Raw genomic sequence first — 17044 nt, 5'->3', positions numbered from 1 at the left:
CCATGGACACCGGAACGCTCGACGTCCCAGGCGCGCGCCTCTCCTTCGAAGTGCGCGGCCGCGGACCAGCCCTGCTGACGATCCTCGGCGGCGGCGCCGACGCGGCGATGGCCGCCCCGCTGGCCGACGCCCTCGCCGGCCGCTACACGGTCATCACCTACGACCGCCGCGCCTCGGTCCGCAGCCCCCTCACCGGCCCGCTGGCGGAGCAGCGGATCGAGGAGCACGCCGACGACGCCCGCCGCCTGCTCGGCGAACTGGGCGCGGACCCCGCGTACGTGTTCGCCACCCACTCCGGCGCCCTGATCGCGCTGGACCTGCTGGCCCGCCACCCGGAGCGGGTGCGGCGGCTGGTCGCGCACGAGCCACCCGCGTTCGACCTGCTTCCAGACGCGGGCCGCTGGCGGCGGCTGGAGCAGGAGGTGGTGCGGATCCACCGGAGCGACGGGATCGGGCCCGCCCTGCACAGGCTCGGCGCCGAGACCGGCGTGACAGCGGCGCCTGAGCCCGACCCGAACCTGCCGCCGTGGCTGCGCGACATGCTGGCCAGGATGGCCGTCAACATGGAGACGAGCCTGCTCTACGAGCTGCGCTCCTTCTGCAGATACGTCCCCGACGCCGAGGCGCTGCGCGGTGCCCCGTTGGTCCTGGCCAGTGGCATGCTGACGAAAGGCGGGCCGATGCACCGCTGCACGGTGGCCGTCGCGGAGCACCTCGGCGTGACACCGGTGGAGCTGCCCGGCGACTACGTGGGCTACCTCAGGAGCCCGGCCGAGTTCGCGGCCGCCCTGCACGACCTGCTGACCTGACTGGGCCGGAGGTAGCAGATCGCGGCCGCGTTGCCTAACGTGCTAAAGGCTGATGTTCCGTCACCTTCGTTGCTTGGAGTTCCTTGATGCATGACGACCGCAACCTGGTCGAGGCCCGTCTCCGGCGCGTGCTGGACGAGCGCATCCGCCCGGCCGTCTACCCCGAGTCCGTGCCGCTGGAGGTGGCCGTCTGGCACGCGCCCGGCGAGCCCGTGCCGGTCGCCGAGGGGCTGGCCGCCACGCCGCGGCCCATCGCGGCGGGCGAGGCGTGGGGCGCGCCGTGGGGCACGAGCTGGTTCACGGTCACCGGGACGGTGCCGGGACGGTGGGCGGGCAGGACCGTCGAGGCCCTGCTCGACCTGGGCTTCAAGGAGGCGTCCCCGGGCTTCCAGTGCGAGGGGCTGGTCTACCGCCCCGACGGCTCCCCGGTGAAGGGGCTCAACCCGCGCAACCAGTGGGTACGCGTCGGCTCCCCCGCAGCGGGCGGCGAGCGGGTCCGCCTGCACATCGAGGCCGCCTCCAACCCCGTCATCCTGGGCCGCCCCGCCTTCCAGCCGACGCCCCTGGGCGACAAGGAGACGGCCGGCACCGACCCCTTGTACCGGCTGGCGCGCATGGACCTGGCCGTGTTCGACGAGACCGTGTGGCAGCTCGTGATGGACCTGGAGGTGCTCGGCGAGCTGATGCTTGAGCTGCCCGTGGAGGGCGCCCGCCGCTGGGAGCTGCTGCGGGCGCTGAGCCGGGCGCTGGACGCCGTGGACCTGCAGGACGTGAACGGCACGGCGGCCGCCGCCCGGGCCGAGCTGACCGGCGTGCTGTCGTCCCCCGCCGTGCCGTCGGCGCACCGGATCAGCGCGGTCGGCCACGCGCACATCGACTCGGCCTGGTTGTGGCCGCTGCGCGAGACCGTGCGCAAGGTGGCCCGCACCGCCGCCAACATGACGGCCCTGCTGGAGGACGAGCCGGACTTCGTCTTCGCGATGTCGCAGGCCCAGCAGTGGGCGTGGGTCAAGGAGCACCGGCCCGAGGTGTGGGCGCGGGTCACCAAGGCGGTGGCCGGCGGCAGGTTCGTCCCTTCGGGCGGCATGTGGGTGGAGTCCGACACGAACATGCCCGGCTCCGAGGCGATGGCCAGGCAGTTCGTGCACGGCAAGCGGTTCTTCATCGACGAGTTCGGCATCGACAACGAGGAGGTGTGGCTGCCGGACACGTTCGGGTTCGCGGCCGGGCTGCCGCAGATCATCAAGGCGGCGGGGTCGAAGCGGCTGCTCACGCAGAAGATCTCGTGGAGCCAGACGAACACGTTCCCGCACCACACGTTCCTGTGGGAGGGCATCGACGGGACGCGGATCTTCACGCACTTCCCGCCTGTGGACACCTACAACTGCTCGATGCAGGGCCGCGAGATCGCGCACGCGGCCCGCAACTTCAAGGACAAGGGCCGCGCGCGGCATTCACTGGCGCCGACGGGCTGGGGCGACGGAGGCGGGGGGACGACGCGGGAGATGGTCGCCAAGGCGGCCAGGCTGCGTGACCTGGAGGGCTCGGCCGCCGTCACGTGGGAGCCGCCGGCCGCCTTCTTCGCCAAGGCGGAGGCGGAATACCCGAATCCGCCGGTCTGGGCCGGTGAGCTCTACCTGGAGCTGCACCGGGCCACGCTCACCAGCCAGGCCAAGACCAAGCAGGGCAACCGCCGCAGCGAGTCACTGCTGCGGGAGGCCGAGCTGTGGTCGGCGACGGCGGCGGTCCGCGCCGGCGTGCCCTATCCGTACGAGCGGCTGGACCGGCTCTGGAAGACCGTGCTGCTGCACCAGTTCCACGACATCCTGCCCGGCTCGTCGATCTCCTGGGTGCACCGCGAGGCGCGCAGGACGTACGCGGCGGTGGCGGAGGAGCTGAACGCCGTCATCGACACGGCCCAGCGCGCCCTGGCCGGCGCTCCCGGCGCGGGCACGCTGGTCTTCAACGGCGCCCCGCACACCCGCCACGGGGTCCGGGCCGGCGCCGCCGCGAGCGCCACGCCGGACGCGCCGGCCACCGCGCGCCCCCGTGACGAGGGCGGCTACGTGCTGGAGAACGACCTGCTCAGCGTGGCGATCGACGGCCGCGGACTGATCGTCTCCGCCTACGACCGCGCGGCCGGCAGGGAGACGATCCCGCCCGGCCAGGCGGCCGGACTGCTGCAACTCCACCCCGACTTCCCCAACAAGTGGGACGCGTGGGACGTGGACGAGTTCTACCGCAACACCGTCACCGACCTGACCGAGGCCGACGACGTGAGCCTCGACGGCTCCTCCGTGCGCGTCACGCGCTCGTTCGGGTCGTCGTCCGTGGCCCAGGTGCTCACGCTCGCCGGCGGCCGGCTCGACCTCGACACCGAGGTCGACTGGCACGAGACGGAGAAGTTCCTCAAGCTGGCGTTCCCGCTCGACGTGCACGCCGACAGGTACGCCTCGGAGAGCCAGTACGGCCACACCTTCCGCCCCACCCACACCAACACGAGCTGGGAGGCCGCCAAGTTCGAGGCGTGCAACCACCGTTTCGTGCACGTGGCCGAGCCCGGCTGGGGCGTCGCGGTGGTCAACGACTCGACCTACGGGCACGACGTCACCCGTACCGTGAGCGAGTCCGGCACGACCACGACGCTGCGCGTCTCCCTGCTGCGCGCCCCGCGCTTCCCCGACCCGGAGACCGACCAGGGTGTGCACCACTTCCGGCACGCGCTCGTGCCGGGCGCGACGATCGGCGACGCGGTCCGCGAGGGCCACTTCATCAACCTCCCCGAGCGCCGTGTCCCCGGCGACGCCGCGGTGGAGCCGCTGGTGACGGTGGACGACGAGGCGGTGGTGGTGACCGCGGTCAAGCTGGCCGACGACGAGAGCGGCGACGTGATCGCACGCTTCCACGAGTCCCGTGGCGGCCGCGCCCGCGCCACGCTGACGCCGCGCTTCCCCGTCGCCGAGGTCGTCACCACGGACCTGCTCGAACGCCCCACGGGAGAGCCGCGGCGCCAGGGAGGCGCGGTGTCCCTGACGCTGCGGCCGTTCGAGCTGGTCACGCTGCGCATGAAGCGGGCTTAGCTACTCCCGCACGCTCCCTTCCGTGAGTCCGGCGCGCCAGAACCGCTGCAGCGCGCCGGACAGCACGATCAGCGGGATCACCGACACCAGCGCGCCCACCACGGTGAGCGTCTGCAGGATCGGCTGCCGGTCGGCGAAGCCCTGCCAGCTCGTCAGTCCCAGCGTGATCGGGTAGAGCTCGTTGTCGGACAGCATCACCAGGGGCAGGAAGTAGTTGTTCCAGATCGCCACGAACTGGAACAGGAAGATCGTCACCAGCGCCGGCGACATGATCCGCAGCACGATCTTCATGAAGATCCGCCACTCCCCCGCGCCGTCCGACCTGGCCGCGTCGAGCACGTCGTCAGGCACGGTGGCGGCGTACACCCTGGACAGGTAGACGCCGAACGGGCTCACCAGGCTCGGCAGCAGGACCGCCCAGTAGGTGTTGGCCAGCCCCAGCTTCGACATCAGCAGGAAGAGCGGCAGGCCCAGTGCCGTCATGGGCAGCAGCACGCCGGCCAGGACGACGTTGAACAGCGCCTCCCGCCCCCGGAACTCGCACTTGGCCAGCGCGTAACCGGCGCACGCCGAGATGAACGTGGCCCCGAGCGCGCCCACCCCTGCGTAGAGCACCGAGTTGAGCATCCACCGCCCGAAGATGCCGTCGCCGAACGTGACGAGATCCGACAGATTCGTGAACAGCTGCGGATTGGCGAACCACAGCGGCGCCGAGTTGATCAGATCGCCGGTGCTCTTGGTGCCCGCCACGATCAGCCAGTAGAGCGGCATCAGGAAGTACGCCGCCAGCACGGCGAGCAGCACCGTGACCAGCCACCGCGTTCTGACGGTCCTCATCGGCGTCCCCTCTGCACGAGCCGCAGGAACCCGAACGACAGCACGGAGATCACCAGCGCCAGGATGATCGACTCGGCCGCGGCCAGGCTCAGGTTGTTGCTGTTGAACGCCTCCTTGAACGCGGTCAGCGTCGGCGTGTACGTGCTCGAGATCCCGGTCGACAGCAGGTGGAGCACCTGCGGCTCATTGAACAGCTGCAGCGACCCGATGATCGTGAACACCGTGATCAGCACGAGCGCCGGCCTGATCAGCGGCAGCTGCACGTTGCGCGCGATCGTCCACCTGCTGGCCCCGTCCATCCTGGCGGCCTCGTAGAGCACCTGCGGGATCGACTGCAACTGCGCCACCACGATCAGCATGTTGTAGCCGATGAACTGCCACAGCACGATGTTCATGATCGACCAGAAGACCGTGCCCGGCCCCAGCAGGTCCGCCTCGGCGCCCAGGGCGGTGAACACCGGGGTGAACGGCGAGGTGCCGGGCGCGTACAGGAAGCCCCACATGATCGAGGCGATCACGCCTGGGATGCCGTACGGCAGGAAGAACGCGGTCCGGAAGAACCTCGGCCACCGCGTCACCCGGCTTCGAGCACCAGCGCGAGGATGGTCGACATGACCACCATCAGCGGGACCATGATCAGCGCGAACAGCAGGATCCGCCCGATGCTGCCCATGTAGTCGGCGTCGGACAGCGCGGTGCCGTAGTTGGCCAGCCCGGCGAACTCCGAGCGCGTGCCGTGCAGCCCGAGCAGTCCGGACCGCTGCACCGTGGTGAAGCTCTGCACCAGGGCGTGTCCGATCGGCGCCACGAAGAACGCGGCGAACAGCACCAGGAACGGGGCGAGGAACACCGCCGCGGCACGCTTGCTCATTCGGCCCTCAACCCCTTCGTCCTGATCTGCTCAACCGTCCGCGTCTCCGCGGCCTTGAGCGCGTCCACCAGCGTGCCCCCGCCGCCGAGCGCCTGCTCGAAGCGGTCGCTGAGAATCTTCACCGTGTCGTCGAACGTCGGCCACCACACCCAGCCGGGCGGCACCTGGTTGGAGGAGTCGGTGAAGAGCTGCGCCGTCCGCTGCCCGCCCAGGAACTCCGACGGCTGGGTGAGCTGCGGGTTGGACATGCCGGAGATGGCCGCGGGCCAGCCGTAGCCGCTCTTGATCAGCATCCCCACGCTGCGCGGGTCACGGTTGATCCACAGCGCGAACTCCACCGCCTCCTCGGGATGCTCGCAGCCGCGCAGCACCGACGTGGCCGAGCCGCCGTTGGTGGACGACGCCTTGCCACCGGGCTCCCACTGCGGCAGCGGCGCGGCCCGCCACTTGCCCGTCGATGCGGGGGCGTTGGCCGCCATGATCGCCTCGCCCCACTGCGCGACGGGGAACGCCACCAGGCGGCCGTCGTTGAGGTCCTTGTACCAGCTCGGCGTGAACAGGGGTGCCACCTTGACCAGGTCGTCCTTGATCATGTCGTGCCAGAACTGGGCGACCTTGGCCGAGGCCGGGCTGGTCAGCTCGGCGCGCCAGACGTCGCCCTTTACGTTCATCCACGGCGTGCCCGCCTGCCAGGCGAGGCTGATGAACTGCGCGGCGTCGTTCGCGGCGAACGTCGCGATGTACGCGTTCGGATCGGCCTGCCGGATCTTGACCGCCGCCTCGCGATATTCCTGCCAGGTCGTGGGAACCTTGATGTCCCACTTCTTGAGCAGATCATCCCGGTAGTAGAGCGCCATGGGCCCGGTCGCCTGCGGCACCGCGTAGGTGCCGCCCTCGAACGTCACCAGGTCCCAGGTGCCCTGCTGGAAGTCCGCCCGGTCGGCCTGTGTGAGATAGGGGTTCAGGTCGGCGAGCTCGCTGTTCAGCAGGAAGGATGGCAACTCCTGGAACTCCATCTGAGCCAGGCAGGGGGCGTCTCCGGACATGACAGCGGCGTGCATCTTGCCATATCCGCCCACGTTTCCGGGCGGGATGTTGTCGAGCTTGATCTGGATGTCCTTGTGGGTCCGGTTGAACAGGTCGACCGCCTGATCCATACCGGGGACCCAGGCCCAGAACGTCAGCCGGACGGGTTGTGGCCCCGCTCCGCTTCCGCAGGCGCTGAGTAGCAACGTCACCACCGCGGCCAGGCCGAGGAGGGGGGCCCTCAGACGATGTGGCCGTATTTTCATAAAATATGATTTATCACTATCAGTAGACGGATGGAAGGGGAGGCGCCGCATGAGCTATCCGAGGCGAGGGATGCATGGTGAAGTTGTGGAAGACCTCGGACGACGTATTGTGAGCGGCGATCCCGAGGCCACCCGGCACCTCGACCCCGCCGAGTTGGGCCGCCGTTATCAGGTCAGTCATACCGTGGTCAGGGAGGCGCTCAAAACCCTCGCCGCCAAGGGTCTGGTGGACGCCCGGCCCAAGCGGGGCACGTTCGTCCGGCCGCGGGGCGAGTGGTCGCTGCTGGATCCCGACGTGCTGCGCTGGCGCTTCGAGGAGCGAGGTGACGCGGACATGCTGCGCGACCTGGCCGAGGTACGGGCCGTGGTGGAGCCGGCCGGCGCCCGGTTCGCGGCGGCGCGGCGTACGGACGAGGACGTGGCGGCTCTTGAGGCGGCGCTGCGCGAGATGGCGGCCACCGTGGCCGACCCCGTCGCGCACACCGAGGCGGACGTCACCTTCCACCGCGCGCTGCTCGCCGCCTCCCGCAACGAGTTGCTGGAATGCCTGGAGGTGGTCATCGCCGCGGCGTTGTCCGCGCGGGACCGCCTGGTGCATTCGAGCGGCGAACGCCCGGGGTTCGCCGCCACGCACCGAGCGGTCCTCGACGCGGTGCGGCAGGGCGATCCGGACGCGGCGGAGAAGGCCATGCGGGACCTCCTGGCCCAGGCGGGGCGGGATGAGGCCGGTCTCTAGCCGCTGAGCAGGGCCCCCAGGCGGGGCGCGTACGTGGCGTGGAAGACCAGCGTGGCGGCGCCGATGGCGGCGGCGTCGGCCGCGATCGGCGAGGTCTCCACCCGCACCGCGTGCAGCCGCCTGGCCAGCGACCTGCTCGACACGGCCCGCGCGATCACCTCGCGGTAGATCTCCCCGACGTCCCTGAGCGCGGGCCCGCCGAGTACGAGCAGGTCGATGTCCAGCATGTTCACCACGCTCACCGCGGCGTCGGCCAGCCGCCCGGCCACCCGTTCGATCACCGCGCGGGCCACGGGCTCCCCGCACGCGGCCGCCGCGCAGATGGCGGCGTGGCCGGCCGGCCCTCCGGGGCTCACGTCGCTCATCGCCGCCTCGATCGCGCTCGGGCAGCAGACGGCCTCCACGCATCCCCGGTTACCGCAGTAGCACGCGGGCCCGTCGGGCTCGACCGTGATGTGCCCGAACTCGGCGGCATTCAACGACCGCCCCCGATACACCTGGTTATCCAGAAATATCCCCCCGCCGATCCCGGTCCCCAGGTACAGGTACGCGAAACTCGGCGTGGACCGCGCGATCCCCGCCCACCGTTCCCCGATGGCCGCGGCCGTCGCGTCGTTGTCCACGGTCACCGGGAATTGGGTGTGCTCGCGCAGCAGGCTCCTGATCGGCACCTGGTCCCAGCCGGGCAGCCGCGGCGGCGAGACCATCACCCCATCCGCGTCCAGCGGCCCGGGGCAGGCCAGCCCGACCCCCAGCACCTTCTCGTCCGGCACCCCCGCGGCCTTGAGCATCCGCCGCGCGGCCCTGGCCATCTGCTTGACGACGGTGTCGGGCGGCAGCCCCGCCCGCACCGGCAGGTGCAGCCGCGTGACCGGGCGCCCCGCCAGGTCGGCGAGCACACACGAGATCTCGCCGGGATCGAAGTGCACGCCGACGGCGTATCCGGCGCGCGCGTCGACCCGCAGGATCCTGCGCGGCTTGCCCCCGCTCGACGGCTCGGACCCGTCCTCGACGACCAGCCCGTCCTCCAGCAACCTGCGGACGATCACCGACACGGTCTGCGCGGTCAGGCGGGTGCGGGCGGCGATCTGCACCCGGCTGATCCCGTCCGAGGCCTGGATGGCCTCCAGCACCACGGCGCGGTTGTAGCTGCCGACCTTGGGCAGGTTCGTGCCCAGTTGCATGTCAGCAATGTCACCACAGAGTGTTGACTTAGTAAATCAAAAAGATTTACCTTCGCGGCATCCCACGGAAGGACGGGGAGGCCGTGATGAAACGGACGCTGGCCGGTTCACTCCTGCTGCTGACAGCCGTCGCAGGCTGCGGCGCCGACACCGCGCAGGATCCCTCCGGCGGCAAGGAGCTCGAAGTCCTCTACAGAGTCGAGCGGACGTGGCCGCATCTGGAGAAGATGCTCACGAACGCGAAACAGCAGTACGAAACCGCCCACCCCGGCGTCACGATCAAGCTGACCCCGGTCCAGGGCAACTCCGAGGCCTACTACACGAAGCTGGCGCTGCTGAACCGGTCCCCCGACTCGGCTCCCGACCTCTACTACCACGACACGTTCCAGGTCAACGCGGACGTCGCGGCGGGCAAGCTGGCCCCGCTCGACGACTACCTGACCAAGTGGCCCGACTGGAACACCCAGTTCCCCGACTCGGTCAAGGAGGCTGCCAAGGGCGGGGACGGCAAGATCTACGGCGTCCCGATCAGCACGGACACCCGCGGCCTCTGGTACCACAAGGACGTCTTCGCCAAGGCCGGCCTCCCCGTCCCGTGGGAGCCGAAGACCTGGAACGACGTCCTGACCGCCGCCCGTACGATCAAGCAGAAGCTGCCCGACGTCATCCCGTTCAGCATGTACTCCACGAAGATCCACGGCGAGGCGTCGACCATGCAGGGCTTCGAGATGCTCCTGTACGGCACCCCCGGCGGCACCCTCTACGACGACACGCAGCAGAAGTGGGTGGCCGGCGGCAAGAACTTCACCGACGCCCTGACCTTCGTCAACACCGTCTACCGTGAGGACCTCGGCCCCAGGCAGGCCGACGCGCACAACGCCAAGCTCGCCGACAAGGTCAACCTCGAGTGGTTCCCCGCCGCCCGGATCGGCATCTCGCTCGACGGCGCGTGGACCGCCGCGGCCTGGAAGCCGACCAGCACCAAACCGTGGCCGGAGTGGCAGGACAAGGTCGGCTGGACGGCCATGCCGACGCAGAACGGCGAGGAGCCGGGCGCGGTCAGCATGTCGGGCGGCTGGGTGATCGCAATGAGCGCCTACACGAAGAACAAGCAGGAGGCGTTCGACTTCATCGCGGTGGCCACCAACAAGGAGAACTCGATGACGTACTCGGTCGGAACCGGCGACCTCGCGCCCCGCAAGGACGTGGCCGCCGACCCGAAGTACAGCGCCGGCAACCCGAGCGTCAAGTTCTTCACCGACCTGGCCGCGGTCACCCGTTACCGACCGGCCTACGAGGCGTACCCGAAGGTGTCCGCCCAGGTCCAGGAGGCCATGGAGGCGGTCACGACGGGAGCGCGGACGCCTGAGGAGGCGACGGCGGCGTACGTGCAGGCCCTGCCCACGGCCGTGGGAGGCGCCGACAAGGTCCTGGCCCGATGACGGTCGCCACCGCGCCTGCCCCGCCCGTGACGCGCCCGCCTTCCCGCGGCCCGGCACGGCGCGGGGCGCTGCGCTGGCTCATCCCCCTGGGCCCCGCGCTCGTCCTGCTCGTCCTGTTCCTCGCCGGCCCCATCCTGTGGAGCCTCTACATCGCCTTCACCAACGAGACCCTGACCGGCTCGGCCTCGGTGAACTCGCAGTTCGTCGGCTTCGGCAACTTCGTCAGGCTCTTCGGCGACCCGAACTTCCTCAACTCCTTCCTCCTCACCTTCGTCTTCGTCATCGGCTCGGCCGTCATCGGCCAGAACACCCTCGGCCTGATCATCGCCCTGCTCCAGCGCGGCCGCGGCCGCGTCACCCGCAGCGTGGTCAACGGGATCGTCATCGCCGCCTGGGTGGTGCCCGAGGTGGTTGCGGCCGCCTGCTGGTTCTCCTTCCTGGCCGAGGAGGGCACCCTGAACGTGGTGCTCGGCATCTCCCAGGAATGGCTCTACACGGCCCCGATGGTGGCCGTCATCCTGGCCAATATCTGGCGCGGCACGGCCTTCTCGATGCTGGTGTACTCGGCGGCCCTCTCCGAGGTGCCCGCCGACCTGGTGGAGGCCGCCGCGGTGGACGGGGCAGGACCGGTCCGCCGCCTCGCGCACATCACGCTCCCGCTGATCCGCCGCTCGATCATGGCCAACCTCATGCTGATCACCCTGCAGACGCTGGCCAGTTTCGGCCTCATCTACGCCCTGACCGGCGGCGGCCCTGGCACGGCCAGCCAGACGACCCCGCTCTACATGTACGAGCAGGCGTTCCGCTACTTCGAGATCGGCTACGGCTCCGCGATCGCGCTGGTCATGCTGGTGATCGGCGCGCTGTTCTCGCTGATCTACCTGCGCCTGATCAAGGTGGAGGACGCATGACCAGAATGGCCGTCAGAGGAGCCGCGGGCCTCGCGCTCATCGTCATCGCGCTGGCCTTCCTCGGCCCGTTCGTGTGGGTCCTGATCGCCTCGGTCCAGCCGGAGGCGACGCTCGACGCCTCGCCCAGGTCGGAGTTCTCCCTGGACAACTTCAGAGCGGTCCTGACCTGGGAGACCATCATCCTGCCCCTGATCAACTCCATCGTGATCTCCGGCACCACGGCGCTCCTGACGGTCTTCGTGGCGGGCCTGGCCGCCTACCCCCTGTCGCGTTACCAGCTTCGCTACCGCCGCCACTTCATGCTGAGCCTGCTCTTCACCACCGGCCTGCCGGTGACGGCGATCCTGGTCCCGGTCTACGCGATGTTCTTCCGGTTCAACCTGTACGGCTCGGTGCCGGCGATGGTGTTGTTCCTGACCGCGAGTTCGCTGCCGTTCTCGATCTGGATGATGAAGAACTTCATGGACGGGGTGCCGGTGAGCCTGGAGGAGGCGGCCTGGGTGGACGGCGCGGGCTGGATCCGCTCCCTGACCGCCGTGGTCGGCCCGTTGATGGCCCCCGGCATAGCCGTGGTGGCGATCTTCGTGTTCGTGGGCCAGTGGGGCAACTTCTTCGCCCCGTTCGTCCTGCTGGACACCCCGGAGAAGCAGCCCGCGGCGGTCACGATCTACACGTTCTTCTCTCAGTACGGTCAGGTCGCCTACGGCCAGCTCGCCGCCTTCTCCATCCTGTACACGGCCCCCGCGGTGGTCCTTTATGTGGCCGTGAACAAGTATCTGGCCGGCTCCTTCAACTTCGCCGGCTCGGTGAAGGGCTGACCGGTCACCCCTCGTCGCCGTTGAGCACCTTGGTCACCCACTCCAGCGACCCCGTGGTGAGCACGTCGTCGGCGATGCGCTTGGCGGACTTGGTCTTGAGCGCGGAGAGCGAGCTGTCGATCCACGGCTGCACGTTCTGGTGCCCCTGCTCGCGGTATTCGACGGCCTGGATCAGGCACTCCAGCTTGTCCGCGTCCCTGGCGCAGACGGATTCGAGGGTGGTGTTGCGCTCGTACTCGCCGACGGCCTCGCCCATCATCCGCCCGACGGGCTCAGGCAGGCCGCGCGTCTGGTCGGCGGTCACCTGCTCGTTGGGCGTGGCCTGGAGATAGCGCTTGCCGACGTAGGGAATGTCGGTGACGCGGCTCTCCTGCGTGTCGTGGAACAGGCTCATGAACGCCGCCCGCTCCGGATTACCGCCCTCCAGCACGGTGATCACACTCGCCAGGACCGCGGCACGGAACGAATGGTCGGCGATGCTCTCCGGATCGCGTACTCCCGCCACCAGCCATCCTGTGCGCTTATAACGCTTGAGCAGCCCGAACTCATAGAGCAAGCCCGCGAGTCCGGCCAGGTCGTCCGTCACGAGAGATCCCTTCTTCGACCATCAGCGGAAACGAGTTCGCTCAGCGTAACCCGAGCGACACTCCCCGCAGTCCGAACCACACCAGGTCCGGCTCCGGGAACGAGACCGTACCCAGCCTGACGAGGAGGAAGCCCGGGGTTAACGTAGATAGTTGAAAGGCGTACTGTTGCGGCATGGCTGCCAATCCAGAAACGGTGCACTGGCGCGGTGTGCACCACCTAGCCCTGGTGACCGCGGACATGGACGCCACCGTGCGCTTCTGGCACGGTGTGCTCGACGCCCGCCTGGTCACGACGCTCGCCATCCCCGCGTTCAAGCACTACTTCTTCGAGGTGGCGCCGGGCAACACCGTCGCCTTCTTCGAATACACCGACCAGCCGCTCGACAGCTTCGCCAAGCCCGCCGGCGTGCCGTACGCGCGGGCCGCGCAGTTCGACCACCTGTCGTTGCACCTGCCGGACGAGGACGCGCTCAACCGGCTGCGCGACCGGCTCAAGGCCCACGACTGCGAGGTGACCGACGTCATCGACCACGGATTCCTGCGGTCGATCTACTTCAGCGACCCGAACGGGATCGCGCTGGAGGCGTCCTGGTGGACCGTCGACCCGACCGGCAGGCCGGTGGACTACTCCGATGAACGCCTCTTCGCCGACCCCGACCCGGTCCCCGCCGTCCGCGAGTTGCGCGAGGACGGCCGGCTCCACCACACGGTCGCCACCCGCCTCGTCGACGGCATCGTCGAGGACCTCCGCCGCGAGGGGATCACCCTGGATCCGTGACCCGCCGATGAGCGGCGAAAATCCCCTGGGTCACGAGGACCCAGGGGATCGGGGGAGGTCAGGCGCAGGTGTACCCGGAGGGCGTCTGCGTGTTCCCGCTCGGCCGGCTGACCTGGAAGCCGAAGCTGGTGCTGGCGTTCGCGGCCAGGGTGCCGTTGTAGCCCGCGTTCCTTGCGGTGACGGTCTGCCCGCTGACGGTCACGGCGGCGTTCCACGAGCCGGTCAGCGTGTGCCCGGCGGGCAGGGTGAAGGTGACGGTCCAGCCGCTGATGCTGGAGGTGCCGGTGTTGGTGACGGTCACGGGCTGCACGACGTACCCGCCGCTCCACTGGGTCTGTACGGTGCCCGCGGCGCCGCACCCACCGCTGCCACCGGGGCCGCTCAAGGTGGTGAAGGTGACCAGCGGCGAGTTGGCGGACAGGTTCCCCGCACCGTCACGTGCCCGCACGTACACCTGGTACTGGGTGGAGGGGCTCAGCCCGGTCAGCGCGATCGAGTTGGTGGTGCTCTGCCCGAGCTGGGTGTCCGTCGCGCCCTGTTCCCTGTACACGTTGTAGCCGGCCAGCCCGCTGCCGCCGGTGTCCGTCGAGGCGGTCCACGTCAGGGAGGCCGCGTTCGAGGTGACGTTGCTCGACGACGGCGTTCCCGGCGCACTCGGTGCCGTGGTGTCGCTGCTGCTTCCGCCCGCCAGCGCGTCGTGCACGGCGGTGTAGGACGGCTTGCGCTGGTAGTTCTCGTCGTAGATCAGCGCGGCACCCTCACCGGAGAACGTGTCGGGCACCCACGAGTACCTGTCGGTGAAGCCCCAGATCGTCACGCCCGCGCAGGCGGTGACGGCCATGCAGGCGTTCACGACGTTGCGGTAGTAGGTGGCCTGGGTGGTGTCCTTGGAGGAGCTCCTGGGCATCTGCATGCGCACGTCGAGCTCGGTGACCCGGACCTGGACGCCGAGGGCGGCGAAGCGCTCCATGTTCTGCTGCAGGTCGTTCGGGAAGCCGTACTGGATGGCGAGGTGGCCCTGGAAGCCCACGCAGTCGATCGGCACACCCTGACCGCGCAGCCTGGACACCAGGTTGTACATCGCGGTGCTCTTGGAGTTGATCCCCTCGACGTTGTAGTCGTTGATGCAGAGCCGGGCGTTGGAGTCCGCCGCGCGCGCGGCGCGGAAGGCGTCGGCGATGAAGCTCTCGCCGAGCGTGTTGTACCAGAACGAGGAGCGCATGTTCCCGTTGTCGTCGAAGACCTCGTTCACCACGTCCCACGACACCACGGCGGGGTTGTCGGCATAGCGGCCGACGACCGTGCTGATGTGGGTCTGCATCGCCGTGCGCATCGCGGTCGCGCTGAGGCTCTGCACCCAGCCGGGCGTCTGGCTGTGCCACACGAGCGTGTGGCCGTGGACCTGCTGGTTGTTCTGGGTGGCGAAGTTGACGATGGCGTCGGCGCCGGAGAACGTGAACTGCCCCTGGCTGGGCTGGGTCGACTCCCACTTCATCGCGTTCTCGGCCGTGACCTGGTTGAACTCGGTGGAGGCTATGTTGCGGTACGAGGTCTCATTGGACAACGGGCCGGTGGCGAGCGCCGTACCGATGAACTTGCCCCGGCTGGCCGCGTGCGTACGCAGGGGCCCGGAGGCCTCGGCCGCGGTCGCGGGCAGGAGGAAGGTGACGAGTATCCCCACCAGGGTGAGGGCTCTGACGAGTGAGGACGAATGCACGGACATCTACCTCCGGAGGCAGGCACTCGGTTCCGAAAGTTTTCGACCCGGGTCGGATCGCACCGCAGACGGTATTTACATGCAAGGGGACAATCAATGGCGGCTTCAAGCCGGGCGCAAAAGGGCAGCTCGGAGGCAGAAACTATCGGCTAGAAAATGAAACTTTCACAACGGCTTGCCCGGATCGAGCTCCTCCATCGGGCTCGGCAGCGCCTGTTTCGCCTGCTCTAGCGCGACGTACCTACCGGTCGGTACTGTGATTTATCCGGAATAATCGTCCACTGCGGGAGTTCTGCGCATGTCCCTTTCGCACGCTCAGGTCCAGGCCCAGATCACCGGACCAGGCCAGCTGTTCGAGGTAGAGGAGATCGGCGACACCGGCGTGCGCACATGGAAGCACGCACCCGCCCACTTCCGCGCCCTGCTGGAGATGAGCAGATTCCACGGCGACAAGGTCTTCCTCGTGTATGAGGACGAGCACCTCACGTTCGAGGACCACTTCCGCCGCGCCGCCACCCTCGCCGGCCGCCTGGTCGAGGAGTACGGCGTGCGCAAGGGCGACCGCGTCGCCGTGGCCATGCGCAACTACCCGGAATGGGTCGTCTCCTTCTCGGCCGCGCTGGCGGCTGGGGCCATCGCCGTACCTCTCAACGCCTGGTGGACGGAGGCCGAGCTGGCCTACGGCGTGCGCGACTCCGGCGCGAAGGTGCTGATCGCGGACGGCGAGCGAGCCGAGCGGCTGGCCTCGACGGGCGTGCCGCTGATCGTCACCAGGGGCGAGGCGCCGGAGGGTGCGCGCAGGTTCGAGGACGTGCTCGGCGAGGTCGTCGCCGACGTGAAGCTTCCCGACGTCGAGCTGTCCCCCGAGGACCCGGCCACGATCTTCTACACCTCCGGCACCACCGGGAGCCCCAAGGGCGCGCTGGGCAGCCACCGCAACCTCGGCCAGTCGCCGATGACCGTCTCCTACGGGTTCATGCGCGCGGCCACGATGTCGGGCAAGGACCCGGCGGCGGCGGCGAGCGTACGCCGCGTGACGCTGCTGACCGTGCCGCTGTTCCACGTCACAGGCTGCTTCTCCGGCCTGACGACCACGATGTTCAGCGGCGGCGGCCTGGTGCTCATGTACAAGTGGGACCCCGAGCAGGCGCTGCGCCTGATCGAGCGCGAGAAGATCAGCACGATGATCGGCGTGCCGACGAACGCCTGGCAGCTCATGTCCCACCCCGACTTCGGCAAGTACGACCTGTCGTCCCTGACCGCCCTGGGCTACGGCGGCGCCCCCGCCCCGCCCAAGCTGCTGGAGCGCATCACCGAGAACCTCCCCAACCGCGCCCCCTCCAACGGCTACGGCATGACCGAGACGACCGCCCTGGCCATCGGCAACGGCGGCGCCGACTACCAGGCCAAGCCCGACAGCATCGGCCTGCCGTCGGCCGTGGTCGACTTGCGCGTGGTGGACCCGATGGGTCACGAGCTGCCGCCCGGCGAGGTGGGCGAGCTGTGCCTGCGCGGCCCGAACGTCATCATGGGCTACTGGAACAAACCGGAGGCGACGGCGCAGACGTTCGTCGGCGGCTGGCTGCACACCGGCGACCTGGCCAAGATCGACGACGAGGGTTTCGTCTACATCGTGGACCGGGCCAAGGACATGGTCATCAGGGGCGGCGAGAACGTCTACTGCGCCGAGGTGGAGGCGGCCCTGTTCGAGCACCCGGCGGTGGACGACGCCGCGGTGATCGGCGTGCCGCACGAGGAGCTGGGCGAGGAGGTCGGCGCGGTGATCCGGCCGGCGCCCGGCGCGTCGATCACGGCCGAGGAGCTGCGGTCGTTCCTGACGGGCAGGATCGCCAAGTTCAAGATCCCCGTACACGTCTGGTTGCGTGAGGGCGAGCTGCCGCGCAACCCCGGCGGCAAGATCCTCAAGACGCACCTGCGCCGGGAGATCCTTGGGACCTGACGCACCCGGCGGCACGCGCGCT

General features: G+C 69.3%; 15 protein-coding genes. 8 read left to right on the top strand and 7 right to left on the bottom strand.

Going from position 1 to position 17044, the window contains the following annotated elements:
- Positions 1-2: 2 nt before the first annotated feature.
- Both ITP53_RS05405 and ITP53_RS05400 read left to right on the top strand, forming a co-directional pair.
- Positions 3-809: an alpha/beta fold hydrolase gene (locus ITP53_RS05405; protein WP_195894169.1), complete on the top strand. Its 807-nt coding sequence runs from the start codon at positions 3-5 to the stop codon at positions 807-809.
- Positions 810-895: 86 nt separating this feature from the next.
- Positions 896-3889, top strand: coding sequence for an alpha-mannosidase (locus ITP53_RS05400; RefSeq protein ID WP_195894168.1), 2994 nt, complete (start codon positions 896-898; stop codon positions 3887-3889).
- On the opposite strand, the gene ITP53_RS05395 is transcribed toward ITP53_RS05400, so the two are convergent.
- From ITP53_RS05395 to ITP53_RS05385, 4 genes are read right to left on the bottom strand one after another with little or no spacing between them, the layout of a single operon-like run.
- Positions 3890-4726, bottom strand: coding sequence for a carbohydrate ABC transporter permease (locus ITP53_RS05395; RefSeq protein ID WP_195894167.1), 837 nt, complete (start codon positions 4724-4726; stop codon positions 3890-3892). It lies immediately after the preceding gene.
- Positions 4723-5304: a carbohydrate ABC transporter permease gene (locus ITP53_RS05390; RefSeq protein ID WP_328814041.1), complete on the bottom strand. Its 582-nt coding sequence runs from the start codon at positions 5302-5304 to the stop codon at positions 4723-4725. The genes ITP53_RS05395 and ITP53_RS05390 overlap by 4 nt, the downstream gene beginning before the upstream one ends.
- A complete protein-coding gene (locus ITP53_RS55820; RefSeq protein ID WP_207755551.1) occupies positions 5301-5597 on the bottom strand; it encodes a sugar ABC transporter permease in 297 nt (98 codons plus the stop codon). Before ITP53_RS55820 ends, ITP53_RS05390 begins: the two co-directional genes overlap by 4 nt.
- The gene (locus ITP53_RS05385; protein WP_195894166.1) at positions 5594-6754 is read right to left on the bottom strand and encodes an extracellular solute-binding protein; all 1161 of its coding nucleotides are present in this window, start codon (positions 6752-6754) and stop codon (positions 5594-5596) included. The genes ITP53_RS55820 and ITP53_RS05385 overlap by 4 nt, the downstream gene beginning before the upstream one ends.
- Positions 6755-6974: 220 nt before the next feature.
- Between ITP53_RS05385 and ITP53_RS05380 the strand changes: the two genes are divergently transcribed.
- A complete protein-coding gene (locus tag ITP53_RS05380) occupies positions 6975-7625 on the top strand; it encodes a FadR/GntR family transcriptional regulator (protein ID WP_328814038.1) in 651 nt (216 codons plus the stop codon).
- Here the strand turns inward: ITP53_RS05380 and ITP53_RS05375 are convergent.
- Complete coding sequence (locus tag ITP53_RS05375) at positions 7622-8809, bottom strand: ROK family transcriptional regulator (protein ID WP_195894164.1); 1188 nt, start codon at positions 8807-8809, stop codon at positions 7622-7624. The genes ITP53_RS05380 and ITP53_RS05375 overlap by 4 nt on opposite strands.
- Before the next feature lie 86 nt (positions 8810-8895).
- Here ITP53_RS05375 and ITP53_RS05370 point away from each other — a divergent pair, with 86 nt between their 5' ends.
- From ITP53_RS05370 to ITP53_RS05360, 3 genes are read left to right on the top strand one after another with little or no spacing between them, the layout of a single operon-like run.
- On the top strand, positions 8896-10251 hold the full coding sequence (locus ITP53_RS05370) for an extracellular solute-binding protein (protein WP_195894163.1): 1356 nt from the start codon (positions 8896-8898) through the stop codon (positions 10249-10251).
- On the top strand, positions 10248-11162 hold the full coding sequence (locus ITP53_RS05365) for a carbohydrate ABC transporter permease (RefSeq protein ID WP_195894162.1): 915 nt from the start codon (positions 10248-10250) through the stop codon (positions 11160-11162). Before ITP53_RS05370 ends, ITP53_RS05365 begins: the two co-directional genes overlap by 4 nt.
- Positions 11159-11980, top strand: a complete 822-nt coding sequence (locus ITP53_RS05360; RefSeq protein ID WP_195894161.1) for a carbohydrate ABC transporter permease — start codon at positions 11159-11161, stop codon at positions 11978-11980. Before ITP53_RS05365 ends, ITP53_RS05360 begins: the two co-directional genes overlap by 4 nt.
- Before the next feature lie 4 nt (positions 11981-11984).
- Here ITP53_RS05360 and ITP53_RS05355 read toward each other — a convergent pair whose 3' ends face one another.
- Complete coding sequence (locus ITP53_RS05355) at positions 11985-12566, bottom strand: HD domain-containing protein (RefSeq protein ID WP_195894160.1); 582 nt, start codon at positions 12564-12566, stop codon at positions 11985-11987.
- A 173-nt stretch (positions 12567-12739) separates the two neighbouring features.
- On the opposite strand from ITP53_RS05355, the gene ITP53_RS05350 reads away from it, so the two are divergent.
- Positions 12740-13345 (top strand): VOC family protein, encoded by a 606-nt coding sequence (locus ITP53_RS05350; protein ID WP_195894159.1) that lies wholly within the window; start codon positions 12740-12742, stop codon positions 13343-13345.
- Between the two features lie 58 nt (positions 13346-13403).
- Here ITP53_RS05350 and ITP53_RS05345 read toward each other — a convergent pair whose 3' ends face one another.
- On the bottom strand, positions 13404-15068 hold the full coding sequence (locus ITP53_RS05345) for an endo-1,4-beta-xylanase (protein ID WP_195894158.1): 1665 nt from the start codon (positions 15066-15068) through the stop codon (positions 13404-13406).
- Positions 15069-15360: 292 nt separating this feature from the next.
- Between ITP53_RS05345 and ITP53_RS05340 the strand changes: the two genes are divergently transcribed.
- The gene (locus ITP53_RS05340) at positions 15361-17022 is read left to right on the top strand and encodes a class I adenylate-forming enzyme family protein (protein WP_195894157.1); all 1662 of its coding nucleotides are present in this window, start codon (positions 15361-15363) and stop codon (positions 17020-17022) included.
- The last annotated feature ends 22 nt before the right edge of the window (positions 17023-17044 follow it).

Source organism: Nonomuraea cypriaca, assembly GCF_015645445.1.
Classification (GTDB): Bacteria; Actinomycetota; Actinomycetes; order Streptosporangiales; family Streptosporangiaceae; genus Nonomuraea; species Nonomuraea cypriaca.
Note: the sequence above shows the minus strand (reverse complement) of the source record. Positions and strands in the feature narration are given on the sequence as shown.